Raw genomic sequence first — 26,027 nt, 5'->3', positions numbered from 1 at the left:
CGCGTGCTAGCAGCAGATCAGCGCGCAACCGTGCACTGCTTCACGCATGGGGCCCTGGCACCGGCCGGGGAGAGAGAGGATGGGCCACGTGGGTCGAATCATCTGCATCTCCAACCAGAAGGGCGGCGTGGGGAAGACCACCACCGCCATCAACCTCGCCGCGAGCCTGGCCTCCGCCGAGCGCCGCACGCTGCTGGTGGACATGGACCCGCAGGGCAACGCCGGCAGCGGGCTCGGCCTGAAGCGCGATGACCTCCACGGCACCATCTACGAGGCACTCCTCAACGGGCGCCCCATGAAGGAGCTGCTCCACCCCACGGAGCTGCGCTACCTCCAGGTCATCCCCGCCACGCCGGACCTCACCGGCGCCGAAGTCGAGCTCGTCAACCAGGAGCGCCGCGAGTTCCGCCTCCGCGAGGCCCTGCGTCCCCTCGCCGCCGAGTACGACTACGTCATCATCGACTGCCCGCCGTCGCTCGGCCTGCTCACCCTCAACGCGCTCGCCGCCGCGGACACCGTCCTCATCCCCCTGCAGTGCGAGTACTACGCGCTCGAGGGTCTCTCGCAGCTGACGCACACCATCGACCTGGTGAAGCAGGGCCTCAACCCGGACCTGAAGATGGAGGGCATCCTCCTCACCATGTTCGACTCGCGCGCAAACATCGCCCACCAGGTCGTCGACGAGGTGCGCGGCTACTTCAAGAAGCAGGTCTTCGAAGTGGTGGTGCCGCGCAACGTGCGCCTGTCCGAGTGCCCGTCCTTCGGCAAGCCCATCATCCTCTACGACATCAAGTCCAAGGGTTGTGAGAGCTACCTGGCGCTCGGCCGGGAGCTCATGAAGCGTGACACCCCCAAGGCCCCGCGCCGCCGCGTGGCCTGAAGTGAGCTGAAGTCGTCCGGAAGCAGCGGGGGCTCTCCGAAGTTGCCGGGGGGCCCTTGCCGTTCATGGCAGCCGTGAGAGTCCACGCGGCGCTGGAGTCACGACGTGGTGAAAGCAGACATGCAGAAGCGAGCGCTTGGCCGTGGGCTCTCCGCCCTCATCCCCCAGGCCGCGCCCGCGCCCGCTGGCAAGGCAGCCGAGCAGGCTGCCCTCAAGGCCGGCGTCCTCAAGCTCCCGATTGAGTCCATCCACCGGGACAAGGAGCAGCCGCGCCAGCACTTCGACGAGGTGAAGCTCAAGGAGCTCTCCGACTCCATCAAGGCCCAGGGCGTGCTCCAGCCCATCCTCGTCCGCAAGGACGGAGACGGCTACCGCATCATCGCCGGCGAGCGCCGCTGGCGCGCCTCCCAGGCCGCGGGCCTCAAGGAAGTGCCCGCAATCGTCAAGGATGTGACGGAGGTCCAGGCCTTCGAGCTGGCCCTGGTGGAGAACCTCCAGCGCGCGGACCTCAACCCCATTGAAGAGGCCGAGGGCTACAAGCGGCTCGTCGAGGAGTTCAAGCTCACGCAGGAGCAGGTCAGCCAGCGCGTGGGCAAGGAGCGCTCGACGGTGGCCAACGCCCTGCGGCTGCTCGCGCTGCCCGAGGACGTGAAGGTCATGGTGGCGGACGGCGCGCTGAGCATGGGCCACGCGCGGGCCCTGCTGGGCGTGCCGCGCCTGCCCGAGCTGCAGAACCTGGCGAAGCAGATAGCGGACAAGAAGCTGTCCGTGCGTGACACGGAGCGGCTCGTCCAGCAGAGTCGCTCCCCGGGCAAGAAGGATGCGGGCAAGTCGGCGCCGAAGCAGAGCCCGCAGGTGAAGTCCCTGGTGGAGGAGCTTCAGCGACGGCTGGGGACGAAAGTTCGGCTCACCGAACGAAGCCCCGGAAAGGGCACCATCGAGGTGGACTTCTTCTCCTACGATGACCTCGACCGGCTCTTGAAGCTTCTCAGGAAGGAGTAGGACGTGGCGCTCCTTGGCGGGAAAAAAGACGAAGCACCCAGCAAGCCTTTGTTCAGGCGGGAGGAGGATTCCGTGTCGCAGCGCACTGGTGAGGTGCATACGCTCCTGGGCAAGGGGAGCGAGTTCGAAGGGAAGCTCACGTTCGAGGGACAGGTCCGCATCGACGGAAAGTTCAACGGGCAGATTGTCACCAAGGACGTGCTCGTCATCGGTGACGGCGCCCGGGTGAATGCCGAAATCCAGGCCGGTACCGTCATCATCAACGGCCAGGTCGAAGGCAACGTGAAGGCCACCCAGGTCATCGAGCTGAAGACGCCCGGCCGCGTGAAGGGCAACCTCGAGACGCCGTCGCTGTCCATGGACCGCGGCGTCATCTTCGAGGGCTCGCTGAAGATGGAGAACATTGGCGCTGGCGGGAAGCCGCCTCCGCCGGGTGGCGAAAAGAAGTAGTGCGCCTCCCGAAGCACATCGCGCCAGCCACCGTGCTGGCGCTGTCCCTCCTGGCAGGCTGCAAGGGCTGCAAGCAGGAGGACTCCGTGCCGGCGGCCAGTCCGGACGGCTCGGCGCGCGCCTCATCCCTTCGTTCGGGGGTGAAGGTGCCGCTGCCGGACGGCTGGTCCGCGCAGGTGGCGCCCGACGACAGCTTCCAGGCGGGCCCGCCCGGCCGCCCGGTGCTGCGGGTGGACCTGCGACGCGGGCAAGGGGCGCAGAAGCCCTCGTCCGAGGACCTCGCAGACCGCGTCCGCGAGGAGCTCAAGGGCTACGAGATATCGCTGGACCAGGAAGAGGACACGCAGGACTACAGCCTCCTGCGAATCACGATGGCGCCCCGGCTCGCGGATGGCGGCATCGGTGCCCATGCCCCGGGCTTCTTCGGCGCGCGGAAGCTGAACGAGGACCTGTTCCTCTGTGCCAGCCTGCCTGGTGCCACGCCGGAGGACGTCCTCCTGGCCACCGAGGCGTGCCGCAACATCGAGGTCCAGGCCGCTCCGCGGTAGCCGGGCGGGAGCGGGCCTTCCTCCCGCTCATCGCTCGTTCCACGGCAGCGAGCTCCAGGCCGCGCCACGTGGAACGGTCCGTGGTGGGCGGGCGTCCCTTCAGCGCGGGCTCACTCGCCGCCGGGCCGGTGCGTGGCAACCTTCCGCACAGGAGGCAGCCATGGACTGGAAGCAGAACCTCGTCGAGGACGATGCCGGTGTGCGGGAGGTGCTCGCGAACAGCCGCCGGGTGGCCGTGCTGGGCATCCGCTCGGAGAGCTCCGCGCACAAGCCGGCGTACGCGGTGCCTCACTACCTGCAGGGGCATGGCTACGACATCGTCCCGGTGTCGGTGCATGGCGAGAAGGGCCCCATCCTCGGCCAGCCCGTCTACACGGCGGTGGCGGACGTGCCCGGCGCGGTGGACGTGGTGGAGGTGTTCCGCCGGGCCGAGGACATCGACGGGCACGTGGCGGACCTGCTCGCGAAGAAGCCGCGCGCCGTGTGGTTCCAACTCGGCATCCGCAACGACGCGGCCGCCGAGAAGCTGGCCCGTGCCGGCATCCGCGTGGTGCAGGACCGGTGCATGAAGGTGGAGCGGATGAAGCTCGAGCAGGAGCAGGCAGGCTCAGCGAGCGTGTGAACATCCGGCGTGCGCCGCGCGTCCAACGCATTATGAACGTCAGGACGGCTTGGAAGCCCTGGAGGACAGGACGCGGGGTGCACTTCCGTGCACGCCACGTCGTCATCCTCGCTCAGGGACTTCCACATTCCGTCACGGTTACTTAACCTGCACTTCCCCGGCCCGCGTTGGGTGCCACTCCGGACCCATCAGGACCTCCAACGCAGCGCCTTGCCAGGAGTCCCCGCATGTCGTTCTCCGGAATGCTCCCCCTCCACCTCGCCACCGTGGACCTTGGACCTCTGGGGGAGCAGGTGATTGTCGCGGGCGGAGTCATCGCCACCGTGGTCGCCGGGCTCTGGGCCGCGTGGACGACGCGTCCGACGCCGCAGCCAGTGCCCGTCCGCGTGCCCGCGCGCCGCAACCCGCCGCGTCGCTGACGCGCGGACCGTGCGCAGTCCTTCCACGTGAGCCCTTCCGTGGAACGTGGAACCTGCGTGGGGGAGACCCCGCGGAAACATCGGGCGGAGCGGCGGGTTGAAGCCCGGCCACCCGCCCGATGAATCCCCCCGGCGGGGTGTGTGAACCGGCCTGTCCCTCCGTGGGGCGCGAGCGGGGTTGAGAAGACCCCCGGGAGCCTCCGTGCCAGGAGGCGAATCGTCAGGCTCCCGATGCTCCCCCTCCGGCAGGAGGAAGGAGTGTCACTCCGACGCGCGAACCCACTTCGAGACAGCGGTCCGTTGAGTCCCCGGCCCTGGACTCGATTGCCGGCCACACCCGTCCGGCATCGAACCATTCTCGCATATTTCGCCCCCGAAGTTGCGCTCCACGTTCGGGTTTCCTCCCGGGTGTCAACGTTTGAGAGCCAAGGAGAGCGCGAAGTCACCCGAGGTGTCCGTCCACCACTCGGTGAGGGTGAGGCCGGCCTCGGCCAACTCGGCCTCCACCTGGCGCTGCTGGAACTTGCAGCTCACCTCGGTGCGCAGCACCTCGCCCTCGGCGAAGTCCACCCGGCGCCGCAGCGTGGACAGCCACACCGTCTGCGCGCGCTTCGACACCAGGCGCATCTCAATCCACGCGTTGGTCTCATCGAAGGGCGCGAAGTGCTCGAAGGCGTCGGGCTCGAAGTCCGCGCCCAGCTCGCGGTTGAGCACCTTGAGCACGTTGCGGTTGAACTCCGCCGTCACGCCCGCGCTGTCGTTGTAGGCGGCGTACAGCCGCTCGCGGTCCTTGATGAGGTCCGTGCCCAGCAGCAGCCCGTCTCCCGGCTGGAGCCCCGCGGACACCTCGCGCAGGAAGAGCGCGCGCTGCGCCGGCTTGAAGTTGCCGATGGTGCCGCCGAGGAAGGCCACCAGCCGCCGCCCTCCACCGGGCAGGTTGCCGAGGTGCCGCTCGAAGTCGCCCACCACCGCATGCACGCTGATGCCCGGGTACTCGCGTGCCAGTGACGCCGCCGCGCGCCGGAGGAAGGCCTCACTCACGTCGAAGGGCACGAAGCGCGACAGCGTGCCCGCCTCCTCCATGGCGTCCAGCAACAGGCGCGTCTTCTCGCTGGTGCCGCTGCCCAGCTCAATCAGCGTGTCCGCGCCGCTCAGCCGCGCCACGTCGCTGGCGTGGGCCAGCAGGATTTCGCGCTCTCGCCGCGTGGGGTAGTACTCGGGCAGCCGGGTGATGTCGTCGAACAGCTGGCTGCCCCGCTCGTCATAGAGCCACTTGGGGGACAGCTCCTTGGGCATGCCGCACAGCCCCTGGAGCACCTCGGCCCGCAGCGCGCGCTTCGCGTCACCCGGCCGGACGTACACGTCCACCCGCACTCCCGGAGTCTCCCGCGTCCCGCTGCCCGGAGTCCCCACCGTCTGCGCCGTCCTCACCCGCATTGCCTCACCTCACGTCACGTGCACAGCGGAAGCCGGCGAAAATCTGCCGGCGATTGGGGAAGTCCCAGTTGCGGAAGCCATTGCGCACCGCGACTGGCGCGCTGGCCCACGCTCCTCCCCGAAGCACCTTGTAGTCCTCTCCGAAGAACACCTCGGAGTACTCGCGGTAGGGGAAGGCGGTGAAGCCCGCGTACGGGCGGAAGTCACTCGCCGTCCACTCCCAGACGTCGCCCAGCAGTCCCCAGATTCCGTCGTGGCTCACGCCCGCCGGGTAGCTGCCCACCGGCGCCGGGCCCCACGTGTCGCCGCCCAGGTTGGCGTGCGCCTCCGTCGGCGCCGCGTCTCCCCACGGGTGCTCGCGCGGGGGGCCGTCGCTGCCGCGCGCGGCCTTCTCCCACTCGGCCTCCGTGGGCAGGCGCTTGCCCGCCCAGCGCGCGTACGCGTCCGCCTCGTACCAGCTCACGTGCTGCACCGGCTCGTCCTTGGGCAGCGGCTCCACCTGGCCGAAGCGCCGGCGCAGCCAGACGTGATTGCCCTGGGGCAGCCAGAACAGCGGGTGCTTCCACCCTTCGGCCTGGACGAAGCCCCAGCCCTTCGGGTGCCACCAGCGCGCGTCCTCGTAGCCGCCGGACTCGACGAAGACGAGGTAGTCGCCATTCGTCACCGGGTGCGCGTCCAGCAGGAACGGGGCGACTTGCGTGACGAAGGCGGGGCGCTCGTTGTCATAGGCCCACGCGTCGTCGCTGCCCAGGCGCACCGGGCCACCGGGGATGAGCACCTCCGCCAGCGGCACCGCGCCGGGCCGCGGGCGCGCGCGAGGAGACGGCACGCGGTACTCCGCCGCCGTCATCAGCTGCAGCGTGGCGGCGAGCGTCTCCGCGTGCTGTTGCTCGTGCTGCGCCACCATGCCGAAGACGTAGCCGCCCGCCAGCAGGGGCTTTGGGCCGGCCTCGGGCAGCGAGTCCAGGTGCTCGCGCACCGCCTCGCGCACGCGGGCGGCGTAGGCGAAGGCGGACTCGGGGCTCAGCATGGGCAGCTCCGAGCGCGTGGCGCGCGGGTGCCGGAAGGCGTCATAGATTGCGTCGAAGGCCGGGTCCGTGAGCGCCGGGGCGCCGAGCGCGCGCAGCAGCCACTGCTCCTCGTAGTTGGCGACGTGGGCCACGTCCCAGACGAGCGGCGACATGAGCGGCGAGTGCTGGCGCCGCAGCTCCGCTTCCGGAAGGCCCGCGAGCATGCCCAGCACCCGCGAGCGCGCGCACTCCAGCTCCGTCCAGGCCCGCGCCTTCCACGGGCGCGCCTCGCCGCCACCCCTGCCCTGGACCTTCCTGCCCTCTGCCATACGGGACATGACCGCTCCAAGGTAGGGAGGCGCCCCACGACGAGGTAACCCCGGGCCCACCTCCGCCCGAGGCTCCCGTGTGGGACTGCACGTTGCTCCGCGCTGCGCGTGGCCTTCTGGATGACCGGGCCCCCTGGGGTTTCCCTGCCACCGCACAATGGCTGGCAGGAGGTTGCAGCTCAAACAGAATTGTCCATGGGGGCAGCCGACTTCACAACTTCTGTCCACTAATGCTGGCTCGTGGGCGGCTTTGGTCGCGGTGCGCGGCGCGGGGCTTCTATGCTTCCGCGCATGGCCACCGCTGTTCCGCGCAGGTCCGTGCTCGTCGTGGAGGATGACGAGGACATCCGAGCAGCCATCGCGGAAATCCTGGAAGGGGAAGGCTACGAGGTCACCATCGCCGCCAATGGCAGCGAGGCGCTCGACGAGCTCCAGCACATGCCCCGGCCGTGCCTCATCCTGCTGGACTTGATGATGCCGGTGATGAACGGCCACGAGTTCCTCGCGCGCCTCCGCGAGGTGCCGAGGATGCAGGCCGTGCCCGTGCTCGTGCTCACCGCCGTCTCCACGGAGGCTCCGCCGGGCGCGCGCGGCCTCCTGCGCAAGCCCTTCATCGTCGAGGAGCTGCTGGACGCGGTGCAGACGCTCTGCGGCGTGACGGCCTGAGGACGGGCGGAGGCGCGAGGCCGCTCACGGCTTGCGCGGCACCCGCACCACCGCCAGCAGCGTGAGGGTGCGCGAGCGCTCGTCCCACGTGTACTCCAGCTCCAGCCCGTACTGGGGGAGCGCGTGGCGGGCGAGGCCACTGGCGGCCTCTGGCGCGTGCTCGGGAGTGCCTCCGAGCTGCTCCAGCACGTCCTGGAGCGCGAGGAAGGTCTCCGCCGACATGCGCCCGACTTCGCGCCAGGCCTGGGGCGCATAGTGCACGCGGTACGGACCCTGGCTGTGTTGGCGGAGCTGCGGCATACCCGGCTTCGTCGTTCCTTTCCGGGCTCTCCCCTATGCCAATGGCGTGCCTGCCTGTCGTCACCCTGAGTCCGAGAGGGGGGCCCGAGTAGAAGGGCACCCAGGGTGAAGGAGTTACAGGCCGCCGGTGGGGGAGGCGGAAGAAACGACGGGTTGGGAGCTGCCCGGGGGGCCAGGGCGGTCCACCCCAGCCTCCGGACGCGTCACGGCTCAGGGCGCGCCACAGACGAGCCACTCCGAGAGCTGGCGGCGCTCGGCGTCCGAGGGGCGCGGGTCATTGAGGGGCATCTCGCGATTCACGCTGCCGTCCGCGTCGGCCCCGGCCTCGTCGTTCATCTCCGCCGCATGCTCGCGCACGGATTCGATGCGGTCCCAGTCGAACCCCACGGGCGCGCCGTTGCGCGCGGCCCCGGTGAGCGTGGAGGCGTGGCAGCGCGTGCAGTACGTGTCCAGGAAGGCGCGGCCGAAGTTCTGCTCCGTGAGCTGCGTGCCGCCCGTCGGGCAGCTCACCTCATCGTCGGGCACATCATCGTCGTCGTCATCGTCTCCGCAACCGGGCACGAGGACGATGCAGGCAAGGACGGTCATCCAACCCCACGAGCGCGACATGGCGTCTCCTCGGCGGGCCCCGGGCTGATGCAGCGGGTGGGGGCTCGCCTGGCTTCCGGATAGCCGAGCGAGCGCCCTGGCCGTCAGTGGCCGCCAGTGTCGCCTCGCGTCTGGCAGCGGACTGCCCGTGCGCCCGCAGGGGAGGCGGCGTCCCGAGCCTCCGCCGCGCTCCGGCTGCCCGCCCGCGCGACGCGTGCCCACGTTGAGGCCCAGGGCCGGGCATGCGGCGGCCCCGCTAAGGAGGCGCGATGGCTCGGCGGAGGTACACCCCCTGGTCGGCCACGAACGGACTGCTGTTCGGCGTGGCCGCGGGCCTGGTGCTGGCCCTGGCGGAAGTGGTGGTGGCCGTGGCCACGGGAGACAGTCCCCTGCGCCCGGTGCGCATGGCCGCGGGCCTGGCGCTGGGGCCGCCCGCCCTCACCCCGGCGGTGTCCGCCGGCACGGCGCTGCTCCTCGGAGGTGGCATCCACCTGGCGCTGTCCGCCGTCTGGGGGCTGCTCTACTCCTTCCTGGACGCCATGCTGCCGCCGGACGGGCGGGGCCGCTGGGAGTTCCAGTCCGCGGTGGGGTTGCTCTTCGGCATCTTCATCTGGCTGGTGAGCTTCCAGTTCGTCGCGCGCGGCTACGCCCCAGGGTTCCTCGAGGTGCCGCAGTTCCCGCAGATTGTCCTGCACTCCTTCTTCCTGGGCCTGCCGCTGGCGATGCTCTTCACCGCCGCCGAGCGCAAGCGTGCGCTGATGGATGCGGTGGAAGGGCCGGCGGCACGAGGCGTGGATTCGTAGCGACGTGCGCGCGCCCGCGAGCCGGGCTCACTCGGAGAAGGCGATGGTGGTCATCAGCGCGTTCTCCGCCTGCCGCGAGTCCAGCCGCGTGTGCTGCACGACGATGGGCACGTCGGACATGAGGACGCTGGCGTAGTCGGTGTCGCGGGGGATGGGCTCCGGGTCCTTCAAGTCGTTGAAGCGCAGGTGCAGCGTGCGGCGCGCGGGCACGGTGACGCGGTAGGGCCCCGCGGGCTCGCGGTCCTTGAAGAAGACGGTGAGCTCCACCTGGGCGTCGCGGTCTCCGGTGTTGAGGAGACAGGCCGTCTCGTGGCTCGTCATGGTGGGCGCGGGCCCGGTGCTCTGACTGGGGATGTAGCCCTCGGCGATGGCCCACCTGCGGCGTCCGATGGAATCCATGGTGCGGCTCCGTGCGTGGAGGAGTGGGAATCGCCGCGAGCGTGGACATGCCGCGCCCAGGGTGGAAGCGCCGCTGCCGTCGTCCGTGGGAAAGCCGACGGGCAGCCCGCGCGGACGCCGGAAGCGCATGACTCCGCGCCACGCATGGAGGGCCCGCAACGGGCCGCCACCCGAGGCCGAGCCTTGTTTGAAAAAACGCTGAAGGTATGGTGAAAGTACCCGACCTTGAGGGTTATCTATGGGCCTCCGAGGCGCTGGGACTGGGGCCCCTCCTTTCGTGGACTGACACACGCATGGACACAGAATTGGCGAGCATGCTGGGGGCCGCGTCGAGGGCTGCCCGGGTGCGCATGGGACTGACGCAGGCCGATGTCGCGGAGCGGATTGGCATGGCGTCGGAGGTGTACGGGCGGCTGGAGCGGGGGCACATGCTGCCCAGCGTGCAGAACCTGCGGCGGCTGTGCGTGGTGCTGAACGTGCCGCCGCACGAGCTGCTCGGCCTGGGGGAGAACCTGGCCGCGCCGCCCTCGGCGAAGGACAAGGCGGCGGGCACGGGCAACGCCAAGGCCCGCGAGGACGACACGCCGGAGATGCGCCGGCTGATGCGCAACCTGCGCAAGCTGTCCCCGGTGCAGTTGAAGCTGATGAACCTGGTCGCCGCGGCCATGCACCAGAAGAAGAAGTGAGGACGCGGGCTCCGCCGCGCCCGCGAGGGTGCCGGGGCCCGGGCCACGAGGCGGACGGAGCGGGCCGCGAGGGCGGCTCGCGTGGGGGCGCGCGTCGTCACCACCGGTCGACCAGCGTGTATTCGTCGGTCCGCACCCAGATGGGCTTCTTCGAAGTGGACCCCGGTGCGTGACGCACCTTCCGGCGCTTTCCTTCGCCCGAGCGGGCGCAGAGGGTGATGCGACCGCCGTCGTAGTTCGAGAAGCGTGGGACGTCGGCCTCGAACCATTGGATTTCCGCGTCCTCCCCATCCACCCACACCCAGCCATACAGGATGCTGCCGGAGGGGAGCGCGCCGGGGTTCCGGACGATGCTGGTGATGACGCCGGTCCTCAGGCCGTCCACGAGCACGTCGCCGTCCGCGAAGTCCTGGTGGTAGTCAATCTGGGCGGTGCCCACCAGGGGAAGGCTGTGCGGCCCCCGGAACTTCCCCAGCACCACCTCCATCTCGCTCAAGGCGTTGGGAGAACAGGGCAGGTCCTTGCGGGGCCGTTCTCCCATCCGGGTCGCATAGGTCGGGCCCGCGCAGTGGAGGCTGGCGGCCGCGGCGAGGCAGACCGGCAGCGTGCGCTTCCACGCACCCGGAGAGCTGGCGGGCGGCTTGGGGGTTTCAGGCATCGACGGGTTCGTCACGGTCTCTTCTCTCGTGGTGGGAGTGGGCTCCAGCCTCTCACCGACCGCGCTTTCCTCGTCCGGGAATGCGGTAGGCACCACGGAGAGGGAGGCGGCCGGCGCCTGGGCCTGGAGCTGTCCTGAAGCGTGGGGCGCTCCCGAGCTCTTCCACCCGAGCACGGCCAGCAGCCCGAGGAGGAGGACCCCCGCACCCAGCAACTGCCAGGAAGCAGGACGCGGGTGGAGGACGGGAGCTCCGGGCTCGGAGGACGGAGCGGCCGGATGTCGTCGAGGGAGGGCGGAGTCCTCGGGCGCGGAGGTCGGAGTGACGGGACGGTGAGGGAGGTCGGAGGTCCCGGACGCGGCGGGCGGAGTGGTCGGACGGGGAGGGAGGACCGGGGCCGTCGCGGGGGAGCGCTCACCCGGGGGCGGAACTGGCGCGGCGTCAGCCCTGGCTCGCGGCACCGGCGTCTTGGGTGGCAATCCCTTCCCGGAGAGCAGGGGCTCCTCCCATTCAGGCCCGGCGGTCCGCAGCGCCTCTTCGAGAGCGGCGTGCAGGGCCTCGCCATGGGAGTAGCGCTCCCGGGCCCGCTTGCGCATGAGGCGCAGGGCGATGGCCTCCAGCGCTTCCGGAACCCGGGGGTTGACCTCGGAGGGGCGGGGCGGCAGCCGCTCTTCGATGTGGTCGATGAGTACGTCCCGGGGCAGGGTGGGGGAGAACGCGGGAGCACCCGCCAGCACCTCGTAGAGCGTCACGCCCAGGGCGTAGAGGTCATCCGTCGCGCGGAAGGGGTAGCGCGCATCCTGCCGGGCGTAGTGCTCGCGGTGGAAGCGCAGCGCCTCCGGGCTGCGGTAGTGCAGCGTGCCCGGAGGGAGCACTCCCTCGGTGAGCGGGAGCGCCTCGGCGTGGTCCGCGCTGCCGAAGTCCACCAGGATGGGCTCCTCGTCGTTGGCGCGCACGATGATGTTGGAAGGCTTGAGGTCGCGGTGGAAGACGTCTCGCGCGTGCAGCTCACCCAGGGCGCGTGCCAGCCGGGCGAAGAGGCGCGCCACCCGGCGTGCCGAAGGGCGCTCCCGCTTCGCCCAACCGTCCAGGGTGGAGCCCTCCACGAAGTCCATGACCACGAAGTGGAAGCCGGTCCGCGCATCCGGCCACCGGCCATGGGCCCACACCCGCGCCACGTTCGGGTGGACGGCCTGGAGCAGGCAGGCCAGCTCCTTCGCGGCGCGCGCGTCGGTGTGGTTGAGGTCGTCACTGCCCGGGCCCCGCAGGGCGAACTTGAGGGCGTGGCGCTGCCCCGCGTGCTCCACCTGGAACACGATGCCGAAGGACCCCGAGCCCAGCTGTTCCTGGATGCACCAAGGGCCCACCATCATGCCCGGGCGGAGCGTGAGTGGGTGCCCCGCCATCAAGGCGTCACCTCGGGGAGTCGCTGCGGGAGGCGAACTCCCGGCAGCTTCAGGAGGCGTGAGCCCCCCGGCTGTTCATGGACGTCGATTCGCACCAGCTCGTCCGGTGAGGAAGGTCGTGCCCGGAACTCCAGAACGAGTCTCCCCGTGACTCCGGGCCGGAGTGCCTGGACATCCAGGTCCACCGCGCGAACCGGAACCGGCTTCCCTGATTTCTCGCCCTGCGCCTCCACTCGGCCGGGGCGCCAGGAGGGCTGACCCCCGGCGAGCAGGAAGGTGACTTCGAGGGCCACGAAGCCGGACGCAGCGAACACCCGCATGTCGACCACGTGGAGTGGCGACGGGCCCTCGTTACCCCTGGGGCGGTGGTTCAGCCGCTCCACGGTGATGCCGCTCCCCACGTCCCGGGAGAAGAGCAGGTTGGAGAAGCGCCCCGAGTCCTCACAGCGGGCCTGCACGGTGGCCAGGTGTTCCACGAGGGCCTCGGGCGCGAGCGCGGTGCGGAAGACGCGGACCTGGAGGTCCACCTCCGAGGGCTCGGCCATGAGGGCGAACGTCACGCGGCTGGGGATGTGGCCGTCCGCGAAGCGCAGCGTGAGGGGAATGCGCTCGTGGGGCGTGAGCTCCATGCGAGGAAGGAGGATGAGGGCGCGCTCGGTGAGGTCGATGCGCTCGAAGCGCTCGTGGGAGGCACCCAGCTCCAGGCTGGCGGGGAGCACGGGCGAGTCGAAGAGCAGCACGGTGGCGGTGCCCGCGCCGACGTGCACCACGTGCGCCGTCGCAGACGTCTCCGCCGAGAGGGTGATGTGCCGCTGCCGCAGCTGCCGCTCCACGCCGGGTTCTCCCGCGACCGCCGTCATACCTGCCAAGGTGGTAAGAACCAGCATGACCCGAGGAAATGGTTGGAGCAAGCCCTGACTACCTCCTGGGTTGCTACCCTAACAGGGAGGGACGACATGCGGCGACCATCCAGGTAGGCCGCCGTCCACCCCACCGGGAGGTGCTCGAAGGCCGGAAACAATGGGAAATTGCCCAGCGATTTCCGGTGATTGAGGTGCCAGGGGCGGGGATGGGGGGCTCGCGCTTCGGCAGGAGGTGGGCTCGAGGGGCGGTGGAGGTAACCGGGTTCTTCGGTGCGGCGTAACAGGCACAGCCGCCTCGCGTGCCGCGTGCCCGCGCTCTTCCCCGAGGACCCCTCCATGCGACTGTCCGCTGCTCTCGCCGCCGTGCTTTTCGTCGCGTGTGGCCCGTCGTCCTCCGTCGACGAGCAGGTGGGGATGGTGGGGGACCTCGACACGTCGGAGGCGGGCATCACCGCGTTCGTGCGAGACGGCCGCTACAAGGAATGGCTCGCCGAGCCCGCGCCGAGGGAGTCGGTGCGCTCGCACGGCCCCAGGGTCCGCGTGTTCTTCAACGACGTGCTCACGGAGTCCCTGCGCGCGGGCAACACCCAGCACCCCAAGGGCAGCATCACGGTGAAGGAGCTGTACGAGTCCGACGGGAAGACGCTGAGGGGGTATGCGCTCGACGTGAAGGTGGCGGACGGTGCCGGCAAGGACACGTGGATCTTCTACGAGGGTTTCGGGCCGGACTACGACGACAACTACTACGGCCGGGCCCACTCGACGTGCCATGGCTGTCATGCGGACGGCGGGCGGGACTACGTCATCACGCCGCTGCCAAGGTGAGGCGCATACACTGCGCGGCCATGGTCGATGAGCTCGTGCGCAGGCTGGGGCTGGTGCCCCATCCCGAGGGTGGCTTCTACAAGGAGACGTACCGCGCGGCGCTGGCGGTGAAGACGCCGCGAGGCGTGCGCTCGGCGGGCACGGCCATCTACTACCTGCTGCCGCGAGGCTCGTTCGCGGCGTGGCACCGGGTGACCTCGGATGAGGTGTGGCACTTCTACGACGGGCACCCGCTGGAGCTGCTCCTCGTGGGTGCGGGCGGACAGGTGGAGCGGGTGGTGCTCGGGCGGGACGTGACGCGGGGCGAACGGCCGCAGGTGGTGGTGCACGCGGGCGTGCTGCAGGCGGCGGTGCCTCGGGGGGAGTACGCGCTGGTGGGCTGCACCGTGGCCCCGGGCTTCGACTTCGCGGACTGGGAGATGCCGTCCGCTGAGTCCCTGGTGGCGCTGTACCCGGAGCAGGCGGAGCTGATGCGGCGGCTTGCGAAGGGCGCTGCGTAGGGACGGGGCCTGGGTGGTACCGGGACCTGGCGGACGGCATGCGCAGCCGTCGACGGTGGCACCTGCTGCATTCCTCGCGTAGCGGGCTGCTCTTCGCGGTGTGGGCAGGTAGCGGGGCCCGAATCATGCTGTGCCTGCTTCGCGTCTGAGGCCCGCGTCGGCTGTCGGGCTCTCTCTCCGCGGTGCGGGCAGGTGGCGGAGCCCGAATCATGCTGTGCCTGCTTCGCGGAGGACTGCGGTGGAGGTGCGCGTGAGCAGGGTGTCGTGCAAGCTGCCCGCGTATGAGGACCGCTTCCCTGCTGCTGCGCGTGGCCCTGGTCTGCTGCTCCGTGGTGACCGTCTCGTGTGCCACGTCGCCGGACGGGCACTCGGGTGAAGGAGGCTCTCGGGGCCGGCCCGAGGTCGTGCGGACGACACGGCTTTCGGGAGAGCGAGTGCGGCTCTCCTTCACGCCGCTGGAGTCCGTGCCCGCCTGGGAGTCGCTGAGCCCGGAGGAGGCGCGCGCGGTGCTCGCCGGCTTCCATCAAGCCTTCCGCCACCTGCCTCCACCCCGGTTCCAGCGGGCGATGGCAGGCGCCTCGAGCGCACCGGCCGACTGGGAGGTCCAGCTGCGACGAGAGTTCCTCGCCCGGTATGGGCCTTCTTCGTTACCACTGCCTGCCTCGCTGGAGCACAGCCGGCTCTTCCTCGCGCTCCAGAGGTCACCGCGCTACATGGGCCCCGGGATTCGGGATGCGGCGGAGGAGTTGTTCCGCTCGCCAGCCTTCCTGGCCAGCGTGACGCTGTCGGTGGTGGTGTACCTGGCGGCCTGGGCGTTGCCCGAGCCGGTGTTCTCCAAGGCCTTCGCCGCGGCGCTGACGGTGAGGCTGGCGATAGCGGTGGGGCTGCTGGAGCTGCGCAACCTGGGGCTGGCCTGCTACCGGCTCTACCAGGACGCGGAGGCGGCGAGGACGGTCGAGGAACTGGAGGCGGTGGCGGAGCGCTTCGGACGAGCGATGGGAGGCACCGCGCTGCGAGCCGTGGTGCTGGTGGCCAGCTTCGGCGTGGGCAAGACGCTGCCCAGGGTGCCCGAGGGCGGACTCTGGTCTCTGCTGACGCCGTCGCGGTACGCGATGCCTGGAGGGCTGACGTGGCAGAGCGCGACGACGGTGCAGATGGTGGCGGATGGCTCGCTGGTGGTCAGCGGCGTGGCGGTGGGCACGGCGGCCAGCTCCGCGTCAGGCGGAGCAGGGAGTGCGTGCACCGATGGCGCCGTGAAGAAGGACGACCATCAGTGGCACCACCTCGCCACGAACAAGAACACGACTTCCGACTTACGAGGCGGACCCTGGACGCCCCGCTTCGAGGACTTCTTCGCGAGGGCCGGAATGAGCTTGGAGGACCCGGCGAACCTTGTCTATTTGAAGGCCCACCAGGGACCGCATCCAGAGAAATACCACGAGATAATATTTGATCGGCTGCAAGGTGCGCTTGGCGCGTGCAGCACTCGCGAAGAGTGTCGCAGTCTCTTGTCACGGGAGTTGAAGAAGCTCGCGAGCGAGGTATGCACCCATGGGTCTGTGCTCCATCGGCTCGTTGCGAAGTGATGAAGCAGAGAGAGGTGCCCATGAATCATTACTTCAGGCTGACGGACAACATGCGCATCCGGCGGCGCTGGCATTTGAGAGCACCCAGAGATGAGCAAGGACGGACTGTAAACCCCTGGCAATTCTTCGAGAGCAGGCGGCTCGAACCGCAGGGCCTGATTCTGTATCCCGTGAATCCCACGGGACAGGTACTCGATTTCACCCTGGACTCCTTCGCCATCCCCGTGGTCCACGCGCGCGTCGTCGAACTCTTCGAGCACCAGCGCATCCAGGACGTCCAGTTCATCCCCGTTCAGGTCGAGGGACACGAAGGGCCCTACTTCATCCTCAACACGCTTCGAACCCTCCGCTGCATCGATGACGCCCGTTGCGAGGAGGTGCAGTACTGGAAACCCGAGGACGAGCGCCCCGATAAAGAAGGCCAGTACCGGTCCGTCGTTGGCATGCGCATCGACGCGACGAAACCAGGCGACGCCCAGATCTTCCGCCCGTGGGGCTGGAGCGTGGCGCTCATCGTCTCCGAGGACCTCAAGGACGCGATGGAAGCGGTGGGCATCACCGGCACGAAGTTCGAAGAGGTGTAACCCACCCCGTCGCTACGGCCGGTTCAGCGTGGAGAAGTGGAACGTCTGGATGACGAAGTTCCCGGCCCAATCGTCCATCCACACCTCCACCGTGTGCTCCCCATCCACCAGCTCGCGCGTGTCGAGCTCCGCGGTCCACGTGCCATCCGGCTGCTGCGTCGCACCCCGGATGCCCGAGCCATCCCGGGTGTACGCCACGCCCCGCACTCCGCTCAGCGTGTCCGTCACCCGCGCCGTGAGCTGAATCACCCCGCTGTACGTCCCGCCCGGCACCGGCACCACCAGCTCCGCCTCCGGCGCCGCGTTGTCGTAGCGCACCGTGCGCGTCAGCGAGGTGCTCAGTCCCGTCTCGCTCGTCACGTCAATCGTGAACGTGTTGTCTCCGGGCACCAGGTGCAGCGTCGCGTCCACGCCGCCACCGCCGCGCGGCAGCGCGTACGTCCCGCCCGTCGACAGCACCACCTGCGTCGCGGACTCCGAGTACACGCCAATGCCATATGACATCGCATCCCCCGGCTGCGGCCCCACGAGCCACCCGTCCGGCAGGCCCGTCCCCACCCAGGGCGCCTGCGCGTCCACCCACACGTTCACCAGCTTCTCCGTCGAGTGGCCCACCGAGTCCGTCGCCCGTATCAGGATGACGTTCTCCCCGGAGTTCAGCCACACCGTGTGCGTGACGGTGCCGCCGCCCGCGGGCACCTCGGACACGTGCACCCAGTTCGTCTCCACGCGCACCGGAGACCAGTCGCGCACCACGACTTGCACGTCCACGCTGTAGACCGTCAGCCCCGTGCCGTCGGCGGGGGACACCACGGTGACTTCCGGCGCGGTGCTGTCCACCATCACCGTCGCCTCGTCGGTGGAGATGCCACCGAACGTGTCCGTGGCCACCAGCCGCACCACGTTGGGCCCGTCCATCAGAGGAAGCTCGGTCGTCACCAGGCCGCCGTTCTCGTCCGGCACCACGGGGTACGTCTGCCCGTGGATGATGAAGGCCGCGGACTCGATGCTCGCGCCCAGCGCCACCGGAGTGACGTAGCCGCAGACCTCCAGCGTCGGCTCCTCGGTGAAGCCCGGCAGCCCGCACATCGTCACCGACGGGTTCGGGTACGGCGAAGGGAACACCTCCACCGTCTGCGACGCCGTGCTGCCCAGCCGGTTCTCCCGCTCGGGCTGCAACGTCACCCCCGAGTACACCGCGCGCAGGTCCTGCATCCCCAGCTCGTCCCACGTCGACGTGCGCGGCCTCCACACCATGGAGTAGACGCCGTCCCCATCCGCGTCGTTGTCCGCGCCCACCGTGACGCCCGCCACGACGAAGGTCACCACGCCCATGCCGGGGCCTCGCGCCTCCCAGCCCCGGTCATCCACCACGCGCGCGGACAGCGTGTTGTTCATCGCCACCGTGAGCTGGCCGTCGTCGGGCGACAGCAGCGTCGTCGTGGTGGGCACGCCCTCCGTGGGCGGCGGCGGGTTGGTGTACGTGGTGACGCGCACCGAGCCCTTCACTCCGCCCGCCCCCACCGAGGTCGCCACCACCATGACGTCCGACGACAGCGAGGCCGGCAGCCCCGCGGGCGCGGTGACGGTGAGCGTGACGGTGGTGGAGCTGTCCGGCCCTAATTCCAGCGTCGTCCGGCTCAGCGAGGTCGTCCACCCAGGGAGTCCTCCCTGCGTGCTCAGCGTGTACTCATCCGCCATGTACCCGTGGTTGCGCACGGTGACGGTGTACGTGGCGGTCTGCACGCTCGGCAGGTCGTGCTCGATGGGCCTGCGCGAGGGCCCACCCACGGTGACGCCGACGCTGTAGTCGCCGAAGCACGCCAGTCCCAGCGCCGCGAAGGTGGTGGGGATGTCCGGGTAGCGCGTGCCCGCGCCCCAGCTCCCGTTGGGCAACTGCTGTGACTTGAGCCAGTCGAGTGCCCCCGCCATGCGCCCGCCCGCCCCGGGCTTCCGACCCGCGACGCACAGCGCGTACAGGGAGATGCTGGTGGCGTACTCGTCCGGAGCCTGGCCCGCGAGCCCGCCCCAGCCCGGCGCGTCCGCCAGCGCGCGCGTGGCCAGCAGCCGCGTGGCCATCGTGCCCATGGCGGTGGTGTTCTGTCCGCTGGGGCCCGGGCCCGCGGCCTTCAGCCCGACGATGGCCCACGCCATCTGGTGCGTGTAGCGCTGGCCGTCCGTCTGCGGCCCGTCCGTCAGGTCATCCATGTGCGCGCGCACGTACGCGGCGGCCGTGTCCAGCGCGGCCTGGTATTGCGCGGCCTTCGCCGGGTCCACGCGCTGCTTCGCCTGGGCGATGGCCGTCATCATCCGCGCGGTGGCGCCCACGTTGCCGTAGCCCACCGGATAGAAGGGGAAGTCCTCCTTCCACCGGCCGGCGGAGTCCTGCACGCTCAACGCCCAGTCCGCCGCGAGCACCAGCGCGTCCGAGTACTTCGTGCCCACGTGCGCGTCGTAGCCCGCGAGCCCGAAGGCCGAGTAGCTCGACTTCGCCATGGGGTACCAGTTGCCCTGGTGAATCCACGAGCCGTTCGCGCGTTGCTCGGACTGCAGGCGCTCGGCGATGAACTCCAGGTTCTGCCGGTTGGTGCGGCCGTTGCGCGTCAGCGCATCCAGGTCGTAGCCGGTGGCGCGCGCCGTCGCGAGGCCGAACAGCGTCGCGCCGTGGCGGTGGCACGACGTGCAGCCGAAGTGCGTCGTCCAGTTCGCGGCGTCCGCGCTGAGGAAGTTGATGCCTCGCTGCGCGGCCTCGGCGTTGCTGGCTGCCTGCGCCGGTGACGCGAGCAGCAGGGCGAGCACGAGCAGCGCCCAGCTCCGCGCGGGCAGGAGGCAACGCAAGGACAGAGTCAGGACGCTTGTGGGCATGGGGGCACGGGGGGCCTCATTCGTTCCATGTGCACCCCCCGGCGCTCATGGGCCGCTGGCCTGGAATGAGAGGATACAGCCGTGGGTAGAGACACAAGCAAAGCGCCGCGAAGAAATGAGCACGCTTGCTGGAATGTGCACCTGCCGCTCAGGCGAGCGTCGAGGGTCCAGGTCCACCCCGAGGCATTCTCGACGGGACACGGGCCTTCCCGACCCCCGGGCCCGCTCGGTGAGACGCGGAGAGTCATTGCCCGCTGTCTCACGGGAAAGCGCGTGTTTCACACCGGGATGTCTGTGTTTCCCCTGGGGTTTGAAACAGACATGCCGGGAGGTGAGGGCCTCCGGTGCTGCAAGGCTTTTCCTTCTTCTCCCGCATTCAATGCCAGTGGGTGCGGTGCATTCGGACCCACCGCGCGCGAGGTTCGTGATTGCGTGCCGCCTTCACTCCACGTGCGGTGGGTCTGCGTGGCCTACGCGCTTCTTCCAGGTCCTCCTGAAAAGCGAACGGGACGCCGCGAGGTCCGCGGCGTCCCGTCGTCACCCGCGCTCGGCGGGTGGTGCCTTCTTCACCGGCTTAGTTGTCGACGGTGAAGTTGAAGCTCTGGATGGTGAAGTTGCCGACGCCGTCGTTCATCCAGAGGTCGATGGTGTGCAGGCCGTCAATCAGCTCGCGCGTGTCGAGCTCCGCGGTCCACGTGCCATCCGGCTGCAGCGTGCCGGCGCGGATGCCCGAGCGGTCTCTGCTGAAGCCCACGTTCGTCACCGGCCCGAAGTTGTCGGTGACGCGGGCGCGCAGGGTGATGATGCCGCTCGTCGTGCTGCCCGGAGCCGGGCTGAGCAGCGTGGCGGTGGGCGCCTGCACGTCGTAGTTCACCCGGCGGGTGAGGTTGGTGGTGACGCCCGTCTCGCTCGTCACGGAGATGTTGAGCGTGTTGACGCCCGGGAGCAGCTCGGCCGTCGTCTGGATTTGACCGCCGCCCCGAGCCAGGTTGAACACCGGCCCGCCGTTGACGCGCACCGTGGTGGCGGAGATGGTCTGCACGTTGATGGCGTAGCTGAACGTGCTGTTCGGCAGGGGGCCGTAGAGCTGGTTGTCCGCGAAGTTGGTGCTGACCACCGGCGTGCCGGGGTCCACCCAGATGATGATGAACCTCTCGGTGACGTTGCCCGCGCTGTCCGTGGCGCGGACCATGACGCCCTGGTCGCCGTAGTTCAGCGGCACGTTGTGGGTGACGGTGCCGTTGCCGAACTCCAGCAGCGACACGTTGGCCCACTGCGTCTCCACGCGCACCGGCGTCTGGTCCTGCACCGAGGACGTCACCGCCACCACCGACGAGCCGACGGACGCGCCGTTCAGCGGCGACTGGATGGTGAGGATGGGGGCCACGCGGTCCACCGTGAGGTTGACCTGCTTGGTGGTGACGCCACCGAAGCTGTCGCGCGCGGTCATCGTGATGATGTTCGGGCCTTCCGTCAGGGTGATGGTGGTGAAGATGAGGCCGCCGTTGCCCGGGGTGAGGACGATGGGCGCACCGCCATTGATGATGAAGGCCGCGTAGGTGATGACGGCGCCAGGGGCGCGCGGCGTGGCATAGCCCCAGATGTCCAGGGTCGTCTCGCGGGTGAAGGCCGGCGGGTTGCCGATGGTGACGAGCGGCGTGGTGTGGGGGAAGGGGTCGATGATGAGGGTGCGCGAGTCGGTGCTGCCCAGCAGGTTGGCCAGCGGCGCCTGCAGCTCCACGCCGGAGTACACCGCGCGGTAGTCCTGCGTGCCCGTCACCGTCCAGCTGTCCACGGCGGGCACCCACTGGGTGGTGAAGAGGCCGTCGCCGTCCGCATCCTGGTCCGCGCCCACGGGCACGCCCGCGACGTAGAAGGTGACGACGCCGCGGCCGGGGCCGCGGACGGGAGCGCCCGCGTCCGTCACGCGCGCCGACAGCGTGCCGCCCTGGCCGATGACGATGTGGGCGTTGGTGGCGGGCGTCTGGATGGCGGTGACGGTGGGACGGCCCGTCACGGGAGGCAGGGGCGGGGTGTACGCGTTGACGCGGGCCGAGCCGGACACGCCGGGCGCGCCACCCGAGGCGGCGATGAGCGTGAACTCGGAGGTCAGCGCGGGGAACAGGCCCGGCGGGGCGGTGACGGTGATGCTGACGGTGGCCTCGTCACCCGCGGCGAGGAACAGCGTGGGCTGGCTCACCACCGAGCTCCACCCGGGCAGGCCGCCCTGGGTGCTCAGCGTGTACGTGTCCGCCTGGTAGCCGTGGTTCTTCACGCGGAAGGTGAAGGTGGCCTGCTGCGGAGCGTTGTGGTCGATGAGCAGCTCCTGGCGGTTCGAGCCCACCACGGACACCGTCACGCTGAAGTCGCCGAAGCAGGACAGGCCGAGCGCCGCGAAGGTGGTGGGGATGTCGAAGGTGGCCGAGCCCGTGCGCCAGCTGCCGTCGGCGGACTGGCGCGTCTTCAGCCACTCAATCGCGCTGCGCAGGCGCGGGTCCGTGGCGGGCTCGCGGCCCGCGAGGCACAGGCCGTAGATGGCGCTGCCGGTGGCGAAGTCGTTGGCCGCCTCGTTGGGCAGGTTGCCCCAGCCCGGCACGCCGGCGGTGGAGTTGCGGGTGGAGAGGCGGTCGGCCAGCGTGTTCATGGCGGCGGTGTTCTCCCCGTTGGGGCCCGGGCCCGCGGCCTTCAGGCCCACCATGGTCCACGCCACCTGGAAGGTGTAGGGCATGCCGTTGCCGGTGGCGGAGGTGTCACCGTTGTTGAGGTTGGCGCGCAGGTAGGCGGAGGCGCGGTCCAGCGCGGCCTGGTACTGCGCGGCCCTCGCCGGGTCCACGCGCTGCTTCGCCTGGGCGATGCCCGTCATCAGCCGGGCCGTGGTGGGCACGCTGCCGTGGTCCACGGGGAAGCTGGCATGGTCCGACGGCCACCGGCCGCTGGCCTCCTGCGTGAGCAGCGCCCAGTTGGCCGCTGCGACGAGCCCCGCGCTGTACTGGGTGGAGACGTTCTGGTCATACCCGGCCAGGCCGAAGGTGGAGAAGGACGTCTTCTCGATGCGGAACGACGTGCCCTCGTGAATCCACGAGCCGTTGGCCAGCTGGTCCGTCTTGATGCGCTGGGCGAGGAACTCCAGGTTCTGGAGGTTGGTGCGCCCGTTGGCGACGACGGCGCCCATGTCGTAGCCGTTGGCCCGGGCGTTCGCCATGCCGTACACCACCGCGCCCTGGCGGTGGCACGCCACGCAGCCGTTGGCGGTGGTCCAGGTGGCGACGTCCGCGCTCAGGTAGTTGATGGCGCGCTGCGTGGCCTGGGTGTTGGTCTGCGTCTGGGCGGAAGCGGGGAGGGCGAAGACGGCCACTACCAGCGCCGCCAGCCCGAGCAGGCTCGGGCGGCGCAGCGTGGGCTGCCGTGAGGGATTGGAAGTCATGACTCTCCGAAGGGACGGCGGGTGTCAGGGATTGACACCTCGCGCCAATCCTCCGGGGCGCCTCCAGGACGTAGGACGGCCCTCGCGGCTGGAGTCACTGCCTCCAGCCGGGTGGTACCGGCGTGCGAAATGGACGGACTTCCCCCTCAGTCAGCGCGTGAATACGGAATACTCTAGTTAGGCTGGAAGTGTCCAGTAGCCGAGATTCGGACACTTCCCTGGATGCTCGGGGGTCTGAATGACCCCGGTATTCAGAGACGCGTCTGTGACAGGGATTGGGCCGCTTCCAGTGGGCTCAGCTCCCGACGATGTCGAGCTGCTGGCCGACGCCGCGCTGGAGGGCGACGTCATAGAGGGTCCGGGCCAGGGCAACGTCCTGCAGCGCGAGGCCGGTGGAGTCGAAGATGGTGATTTCATCTCCGGTGCGCCCGGGCTTCTTGCCGGCGACGACTTCACCGAGCGTGCCGGCAAGCTGCTCCTCCTTGAAGAGGCCGTCGTGGAGCGGGACGTTGACCTCGCCGGAGTGGGTGGCCTGCTCGGTGTCGTCGATGAAGACGCGGCCGTCGGTGAGGATGCGCGCGTCGAGCTCCTGCTTGCCGGGGGCATCGGCGCCCATGGCGTTGATGTGGGCGCCGGGCTTGAGCCACTCGCGCTTCACGATGGGGCTGCGGACGGGGGTGGAGGTGCAGACGATGTCGGCGCCGGAGGCCTCCTGGACGCTGACGATGCGGCCGCCCTTCTCGGCCTGGAGGGCCCTGGCCGCGGCGTCGGAGGCGTCGGCGAGGAGCAGCTCCAACTCGCCGTAGATGGCGCGGTGGGCGTCGATGAAGACGCGCGCCTGCACGCCGCAGCCGACGAGGCCGAGGGTGCGCGGGGCCTTCTTCGCGAGGTACTTCGACGCGACGCCGCCGGCCGCGCCGGTGCGCCAGGCGGTGAGGAGGGTGCCGTCGAGGATGGCGAGGGGCGAGGCGGTGTCCGGGTCGCTGAGGATGTAGAGGGCGCGGACGGTGGGGAGGTTGTGCTTCTCCGGGTTGCGCGGATGGGCGTTGACCCACTTCACGCCGGCGGAGCCGTCGAGGAACGCGGGCATGGCGCGGAAGTCGCCGTCGTACCTGGGGAGGGAGAGGTACACCTTGGGAGGCATGAGGGCCTCGCCGAGCCCGTGGGCCCGGAAGGCGCGCTCGACGGCGGCGAGGCCGAGCTCGACGGTGTAGAGGTTGCGCAGGTCCTTCGCGCCGAGGATGAGGGTTGGCATGGCGCGGCTATATAGCGTGCGTGCGCGAGGGCTGGCGCCGGGAAGGGAGTCTCGCCGTGGACCTGTCGACTTCACCGCTGTTCGAGCGACTCATGGGCGCGGAGCACATCCTCATCGCGGGTGCGGGCGGAGGCTTCGATGTGTTCAGCGGGCTGCCGCTGTACTTCCGCCTGCGCGAGCTGGGGAAGAAGGTGTCGCTGGCGAACCTGAGCTTCACGCGGCTGGAGATGGTGGAGGGGCGCACGCTGGCGCCGGGACTCATGGAGGTGGATGGCCACACACAGGGGCCGGCCCACTACTTCCCGGAGGGGCTGCTGGCGCGCTGGTTCCAGCTCCAGGGGGAGCAGGTCCCCGTGTACTGCTTCGCGCGTGTGGGTGTGGTGCCGCTGCGCGCGGCGTATGAGGCCCTGCGGGAGAAGCTGGGCTTCGACACGGTGGTGCTGGTGGACGGGGGGACGGACATCCTGATGCGCGGGGACGAAGTCGGGCTGGGCACGCCGGAGGAGGACATCAGCAGCCTGGCGGCGGTGGAGTCGCTGCCGCTGCGGGACAAGCTGGTGGTGTGTCTGGGCTTCGGGGTGGACTTCCACCATGGCGTCTGCCACGCGCACTTCCTGGAGTCGGTGGCGGCGCTGAGCAAGCAGGGCGGCTACCTGGGTGTCACCGCGCTGCTGGAGCCGATGCGTGAGGTGGCGCTGTACAAGGACGCGGTGGCGTACGTGTGCGAGCGGATGCCGCGCGCGCCGAGCATCGTCTCGCTGTCGGTGGTGACGGCGATTGAAGGGGAGTACGGCAACGTCCACCGCACGGTGCGCACCGAGGGCAGCACGCTGTGGATCAACCCGCTGATGAGCATGTATTGGGCGTTCGACCTCACGGTGCTGGCACGGCGGTGCCTGTACCTGGAGACGCTGCGGGACACCCAGGCGATGTGGGAGGTGTCCGAGCGCATCGAGTCCTTCCGGAATGCGCAGAAGTCCATCCGGCCGTGGAAGGACATCCCGGTGTGACGGGGCTTGCTGCGCGACGGCGGAAGCAGCGGGTCAGCGGCTATCGCTCACGCTCCAGCTTCGCGAGCTTCTCGAGAACGATTTCGGCTTCCTCGCGGTAGAGGGGAACAACCTCGACCGCGAGGATGTCCTCCATCTGCTTGCGCGCCCCCTCGAAGTCGCCAGCATCTCGTAGCCGGTAGTACCGGTGAAGGGCGTCCGAAGTTCGATGGGAGCCCTCGCGGATGCGTCGGCGAATCTCTCCGAGCAGGGTGGTCGCGGTGGAGACAGCGCGCAGCGCGACTTCGGCATCTTCCTGGCTGATCGCCACCTGTCGTGCGGTCCGCAGCAGGAGCGCGCGGGTGCCCTCATCGATTTCCAGCGGTACGCCTCTTACAATCACCTGTTGCTCGAGTGCCCATACCTCGTCCCAATCCGTCTCTTCGGTCATGGAGGTGTCTTCATCCCGCGCTCGCGGCACTTGCCGCGCGGCCATTCCTTCTGCCCTTCGCAGCTGCGAAGGCAGTCGTAGCAGTTCCCGGTCCAGCCCTCATCCTGACAGCTCACATAGTTTCTGATGCACCGCTGCTTCCACTCGGGAAGGTCGGCGTTGTTGGCGAAGTCGTCAGTGTCCTCCTCCTCATCCGCTGCCGTCGCGGCCTCGTTGAGGACCCGCAGGCCGTTGAGGACGCCCGCTACTTCCCCGGCACTTGCTCCGCAACTTGCCGCGGCGGTCGTTGGGAACTTCTTGATGCAGCAGACCACGGAGGAGTCTCCGGGTTTGCAGTCCACTGCTAGCGACTGGCCCAGAGATGTGCCTCGACCTGCCGCGTACGTTCCCGAGGAGCAGCCCGACGCCAGGAGCCCGCATAGCAGCGCGAGACCTGGGGTGAGCAGAAGCTGCTTCATGGTTCCCATGTACGCGAGGCTAGCAG

General features: G+C 69.7%; 26 protein-coding genes. 14 read left to right on the top strand and 12 right to left on the bottom strand.

Going from position 1 to position 26,027, the window contains the following annotated elements:
• Positions 1-88 precede the first annotated feature (88 nt).
• The 6 genes from G4D85_RS38855 to G4D85_RS38830 all read left to right on the top strand — a co-directional run bounded on the left by G4D85_RS38855 (position 89) and on the right by G4D85_RS38830 (position 3,921).
• On the top strand, positions 89-880 hold the full coding sequence (locus tag G4D85_RS38855) for a ParA family protein (RefSeq protein WP_164019224.1): 792 nt from the start codon (positions 89-91) through the stop codon (positions 878-880).
• Between the two features lie 105 nt (positions 881-985).
• Positions 986-1,882 carry a ParB/RepB/Spo0J family partition protein gene (locus G4D85_RS38850; protein WP_164019222.1) on the top strand — a complete coding sequence of 299 codons (897 nt, stop codon included), beginning with the start codon at positions 986-988 and terminating at the stop codon, positions 1,880-1,882.
• A 3-nt stretch (positions 1,883-1,885) separates the two neighbouring features.
• Positions 1,886-2,332 carry a bactofilin BacM gene (gene bacM, locus G4D85_RS38845; RefSeq protein WP_164019220.1) on the top strand — a complete coding sequence of 149 codons (447 nt, stop codon included), beginning with the start codon at positions 1,886-1,888 and terminating at the stop codon, positions 2,330-2,332.
• Positions 2,332-2,880, top strand: coding sequence for a hypothetical protein (locus G4D85_RS38840; RefSeq protein ID WP_164019218.1), 549 nt, complete (start codon positions 2,332-2,334; stop codon positions 2,878-2,880). Before bacM ends, G4D85_RS38840 begins: the two co-directional genes overlap by 1 nt.
• A gap of 160 nt (positions 2,881-3,040) precedes the next feature.
• Positions 3,041-3,502, top strand: coding sequence for a CoA-binding protein (locus G4D85_RS38835; RefSeq protein WP_164019216.1), 462 nt, complete (start codon positions 3,041-3,043; stop codon positions 3,500-3,502).
• Between the two features lie 227 nt (positions 3,503-3,729).
• Positions 3,730-3,921 (top strand): hypothetical protein, encoded by a 192-nt coding sequence (locus tag G4D85_RS38830; protein ID WP_164019215.1) that lies wholly within the window; start codon positions 3,730-3,732, stop codon positions 3,919-3,921.
• Between the two features lie 411 nt (positions 3,922-4,332).
• On the opposite strand, the gene egtD is transcribed toward G4D85_RS38830, so the two are convergent.
• Together egtD and egtB are read right to left on the bottom strand one after the other, a co-directional pair.
• The gene (gene egtD, locus G4D85_RS38825) at positions 4,333-5,358 is read right to left on the bottom strand and encodes an L-histidine N(alpha)-methyltransferase (RefSeq protein ID WP_164019213.1); all 1,026 of its coding nucleotides are present in this window, start codon (positions 5,356-5,358) and stop codon (positions 4,333-4,335) included.
• 4 nt (positions 5,359-5,362) lie between these two features.
• Entirely contained in the window at positions 5,363-6,706 is a 1,344-nt protein-coding gene (gene egtB, locus G4D85_RS38820) for an ergothioneine biosynthesis protein EgtB (RefSeq protein WP_164019211.1), read from the bottom strand.
• Positions 6,707-6,988: 282 nt separating this feature from the next.
• On the opposite strand from egtB, the gene G4D85_RS38815 reads away from it, so the two are divergent.
• Complete coding sequence (locus G4D85_RS38815) at positions 6,989-7,363, top strand: response regulator (RefSeq protein WP_164019210.1); 375 nt, start codon at positions 6,989-6,991, stop codon at positions 7,361-7,363.
• Between the two features lie 24 nt (positions 7,364-7,387).
• On the opposite strand, the gene G4D85_RS38810 is transcribed toward G4D85_RS38815, so the two are convergent.
• Positions 7,388-7,663, bottom strand: coding sequence for a hypothetical protein (locus G4D85_RS38810; protein ID WP_240359759.1), 276 nt, complete (start codon positions 7,661-7,663; stop codon positions 7,388-7,390).
• Between the two features lie 210 nt (positions 7,664-7,873).
• Complete coding sequence (locus tag G4D85_RS38805; protein ID WP_164019208.1) at positions 7,874-8,272, bottom strand: c-type cytochrome; 399 nt, start codon at positions 8,270-8,272, stop codon at positions 7,874-7,876.
• 248 nt (positions 8,273-8,520) lie between these two features.
• Between G4D85_RS38805 and G4D85_RS38800 the strand changes: the two genes are divergently transcribed.
• Complete coding sequence (locus tag G4D85_RS38800) at positions 8,521-9,054, top strand: hypothetical protein (RefSeq protein WP_164019206.1); 534 nt, start codon at positions 8,521-8,523, stop codon at positions 9,052-9,054.
• A gap of 27 nt (positions 9,055-9,081) precedes the next feature.
• On the opposite strand, the gene G4D85_RS38795 is transcribed toward G4D85_RS38800, so the two are convergent.
• On the bottom strand, positions 9,082-9,453 hold the full coding sequence (locus tag G4D85_RS38795; protein WP_164019205.1) for a sensory rhodopsin transducer: 372 nt from the start codon (positions 9,451-9,453) through the stop codon (positions 9,082-9,084).
• Between the two features lie 293 nt (positions 9,454-9,746).
• On the opposite strand from G4D85_RS38795, the gene G4D85_RS38790 reads away from it, so the two are divergent.
• Positions 9,747-10,139 (top strand): helix-turn-helix domain-containing protein, encoded by a 393-nt coding sequence (locus G4D85_RS38790; protein WP_164019203.1) that lies wholly within the window; start codon positions 9,747-9,749, stop codon positions 10,137-10,139.
• 97 nt (positions 10,140-10,236) lie between these two features.
• On the opposite strand, the gene G4D85_RS38785 is transcribed toward G4D85_RS38790, so the two are convergent.
• Together G4D85_RS38785 and G4D85_RS38780 are read right to left on the bottom strand one after the other, a co-directional pair.
• A complete protein-coding gene (locus G4D85_RS38785; protein WP_205525894.1) occupies positions 10,237-12,201 on the bottom strand; it encodes a serine/threonine protein kinase in 1,965 nt (654 codons plus the stop codon).
• Complete coding sequence (locus G4D85_RS38780; RefSeq protein ID WP_275900350.1) at positions 12,201-13,088, bottom strand: DUF2381 family protein; 888 nt, start codon at positions 13,086-13,088, stop codon at positions 12,201-12,203. Before G4D85_RS38780 ends, G4D85_RS38785 begins: the two co-directional genes overlap by 1 nt.
• A 312-nt stretch (positions 13,089-13,400) precedes the next feature.
• Here G4D85_RS38780 and G4D85_RS38775 point away from each other — a divergent pair, with 312 nt between their 5' ends.
• From G4D85_RS38775 to G4D85_RS38760, 4 genes are all read left to right on the top strand, one after another.
• Positions 13,401-13,889 (top strand): cytochrome P460 family protein, encoded by a 489-nt coding sequence (locus tag G4D85_RS38775; RefSeq protein ID WP_164019197.1) that lies wholly within the window; start codon positions 13,401-13,403, stop codon positions 13,887-13,889.
• Positions 13,890-13,909: 20 nt separating this feature from the next.
• The gene (locus G4D85_RS38770; protein ID WP_164019196.1) at positions 13,910-14,389 is read left to right on the top strand and encodes a cupin domain-containing protein; all 480 of its coding nucleotides are present in this window, start codon (positions 13,910-13,912) and stop codon (positions 14,387-14,389) included.
• Between the two features lie 281 nt (positions 14,390-14,670).
• Positions 14,671-15,975 carry an AHH domain-containing protein gene (locus G4D85_RS38765; protein WP_164019194.1) on the top strand — a complete coding sequence of 435 codons (1,305 nt, stop codon included), beginning with the start codon at positions 14,671-14,673 and terminating at the stop codon, positions 15,973-15,975.
• Entirely contained in the window at positions 15,933-16,559 is a 627-nt protein-coding gene (locus G4D85_RS38760) for an imm11 family protein (protein WP_338052934.1), read from the top strand. Before G4D85_RS38765 ends, G4D85_RS38760 begins: the two co-directional genes overlap by 43 nt.
• A gap of 12 nt (positions 16,560-16,571) precedes the next feature.
• Here the strand turns inward: G4D85_RS38760 and G4D85_RS38755 are convergent, their stop codons facing one another.
• The 3 genes from G4D85_RS38755 to G4D85_RS38745 all read right to left on the bottom strand — a co-directional run bounded on the left by G4D85_RS38755 (position 16,572) and on the right by G4D85_RS38745 (position 24,103).
• Positions 16,572-19,424 (bottom strand): Ig-like domain-containing protein, encoded by a 2,853-nt coding sequence (locus G4D85_RS38755; protein ID WP_164019190.1) that lies wholly within the window; start codon positions 19,422-19,424, stop codon positions 16,572-16,574.
• Positions 19,425-19,998: 574 nt separating this feature from the next.
• The gene (locus G4D85_RS38750; RefSeq protein WP_164019188.1) at positions 19,999-22,848 is read right to left on the bottom strand and encodes an Ig-like domain-containing protein; all 2,850 of its coding nucleotides are present in this window, start codon (positions 22,846-22,848) and stop codon (positions 19,999-20,001) included.
• Positions 22,849-23,143: 295 nt separating this feature from the next.
• Positions 23,144-24,103, bottom strand: a complete 960-nt coding sequence (locus G4D85_RS38745) for a Rossmann-fold NAD(P)-binding domain-containing protein (protein ID WP_164019187.1) — start codon at positions 24,101-24,103, stop codon at positions 23,144-23,146.
• Between the two features lie 56 nt (positions 24,104-24,159).
• Between G4D85_RS38745 and G4D85_RS38740 the strand changes: the two genes are divergently transcribed.
• Positions 24,160-25,113 (top strand): DUF1152 domain-containing protein, encoded by a 954-nt coding sequence (locus G4D85_RS38740; RefSeq protein WP_164019185.1) that lies wholly within the window; start codon positions 24,160-24,162, stop codon positions 25,111-25,113.
• A gap of 40 nt (positions 25,114-25,153) precedes the next feature.
• Here G4D85_RS38740 and G4D85_RS38735 read toward each other — a convergent pair whose 3' ends face one another.
• Together G4D85_RS38735 and G4D85_RS38730 are read right to left on the bottom strand one after the other, a co-directional pair.
• Positions 25,154-25,543, bottom strand: a complete 390-nt coding sequence (locus G4D85_RS38735; RefSeq protein ID WP_164019183.1) for a DUSAM domain-containing protein — start codon at positions 25,541-25,543, stop codon at positions 25,154-25,156.
• The gene (locus G4D85_RS38730) at positions 25,540-26,001 is read right to left on the bottom strand and encodes a hypothetical protein (protein WP_164019181.1); all 462 of its coding nucleotides are present in this window, start codon (positions 25,999-26,001) and stop codon (positions 25,540-25,542) included. The genes G4D85_RS38735 and G4D85_RS38730 overlap by 4 nt, the downstream gene beginning before the upstream one ends.
• Between the last annotated feature and the right edge of the window lie 26 nt (positions 26,002-26,027).

Origin of the sequence: Pyxidicoccus trucidator (assembly GCF_010894435.1) — a bacterium.
GTDB classification, from domain to species: Bacteria; Myxococcota; Myxococcia; order Myxococcales; family Myxococcaceae; genus Myxococcus; species Myxococcus trucidator.
This window is presented reverse-complemented; position numbering and strand designations above follow the sequence as displayed.

What these genes read in the sequence shown, in the direction of transcription:
- G4D85_RS38810 (WP_240359759.1), bottom strand. Translation starts at nt 7,663, where the DNA reads ATGCCGCAGCTCCGCCAACACAGCCAGGGTCCGTACCGCGTGCACTAT.
- G4D85_RS38750 (WP_164019188.1), bottom strand. Translation starts at nt 22,848, where the DNA reads ATGACTTCCAATCCCTCACGGCAGCCCACGCTGCGCCGCCCGAGCCTG.
- G4D85_RS38795 (WP_164019205.1), bottom strand. Translation starts at nt 9,453, where the DNA reads ATGGATTCCATCGGACGCCGCAGGTGGGCCATCGCCGAGGGCTACATC.
- G4D85_RS38775 (WP_164019197.1), top strand. Translation starts at nt 13,401, where the DNA reads ATGCGACTGTCCGCTGCTCTCGCCGCCGTGCTTTTCGTCGCGTGTGGC.
- G4D85_RS38790 (WP_164019203.1), top strand. Translation starts at nt 9,747, where the DNA reads ATGGACACAGAATTGGCGAGCATGCTGGGGGCCGCGTCGAGGGCTGCC.
- G4D85_RS38755 (WP_164019190.1), bottom strand. Translation starts at nt 19,424, where the DNA reads ATGCCCACAAGCGTCCTGACTCTGTCCTTGCGTTGCCTCCTGCCCGCG.
- G4D85_RS38785 (WP_205525894.1), bottom strand. Translation starts at nt 12,201, where the DNA reads ATGGCGGGGCACCCACTCACGCTCCGCCCGGGCATGATGGTGGGCCCT.
- G4D85_RS38830 (WP_164019215.1), top strand. Translation starts at nt 3,730, where the DNA reads ATGTCGTTCTCCGGAATGCTCCCCCTCCACCTCGCCACCGTGGACCTT.
- G4D85_RS38760 (WP_338052934.1), top strand. Translation starts at nt 15,933, where the DNA reads ATGCACCCATGGGTCTGTGCTCCATCGGCTCGTTGCGAAGTGATGAAG.
- G4D85_RS38835 (WP_164019216.1), top strand. Translation starts at nt 3,041, where the DNA reads ATGGACTGGAAGCAGAACCTCGTCGAGGACGATGCCGGTGTGCGGGAG.
- G4D85_RS38745 (WP_164019187.1), bottom strand. Translation starts at nt 24,103, where the DNA reads ATGCCAACCCTCATCCTCGGCGCGAAGGACCTGCGCAACCTCTACACC.
- G4D85_RS38815 (WP_164019210.1), top strand. Translation starts at nt 6,989, where the DNA reads ATGGCCACCGCTGTTCCGCGCAGGTCCGTGCTCGTCGTGGAGGATGAC.
- G4D85_RS38765 (WP_164019194.1), top strand. Translation starts at nt 14,671, where the DNA reads ATGAGGACCGCTTCCCTGCTGCTGCGCGTGGCCCTGGTCTGCTGCTCC.
- G4D85_RS38805 (WP_164019208.1), bottom strand. Translation starts at nt 8,272, where the DNA reads ATGTCGCGCTCGTGGGGTTGGATGACCGTCCTTGCCTGCATCGTCCTC.
- egtD (WP_164019213.1), bottom strand. Translation starts at nt 5,358, where the DNA reads ATGCGGGTGAGGACGGCGCAGACGGTGGGGACTCCGGGCAGCGGGACG.
- G4D85_RS38780 (WP_275900350.1), bottom strand. Translation starts at nt 13,088, where the DNA reads ATGCTGGTTCTTACCACCTTGGCAGGTATGACGGCGGTCGCGGGAGAA.
- G4D85_RS38770 (WP_164019196.1), top strand. Translation starts at nt 13,910, where the DNA reads ATGGTCGATGAGCTCGTGCGCAGGCTGGGGCTGGTGCCCCATCCCGAG.
- G4D85_RS38800 (WP_164019206.1), top strand. Translation starts at nt 8,521, where the DNA reads ATGGCTCGGCGGAGGTACACCCCCTGGTCGGCCACGAACGGACTGCTG.
- egtB (WP_164019211.1), bottom strand. Translation starts at nt 6,706, where the DNA reads ATGTCCCGTATGGCAGAGGGCAGGAAGGTCCAGGGCAGGGGTGGCGGC.
- G4D85_RS38730 (WP_164019181.1), bottom strand. Translation starts at nt 26,001, where the DNA reads ATGAAGCAGCTTCTGCTCACCCCAGGTCTCGCGCTGCTATGCGGGCTC.
- G4D85_RS38735 (WP_164019183.1), bottom strand. Translation starts at nt 25,543, where the DNA reads ATGACCGAAGAGACGGATTGGGACGAGGTATGGGCACTCGAGCAACAG.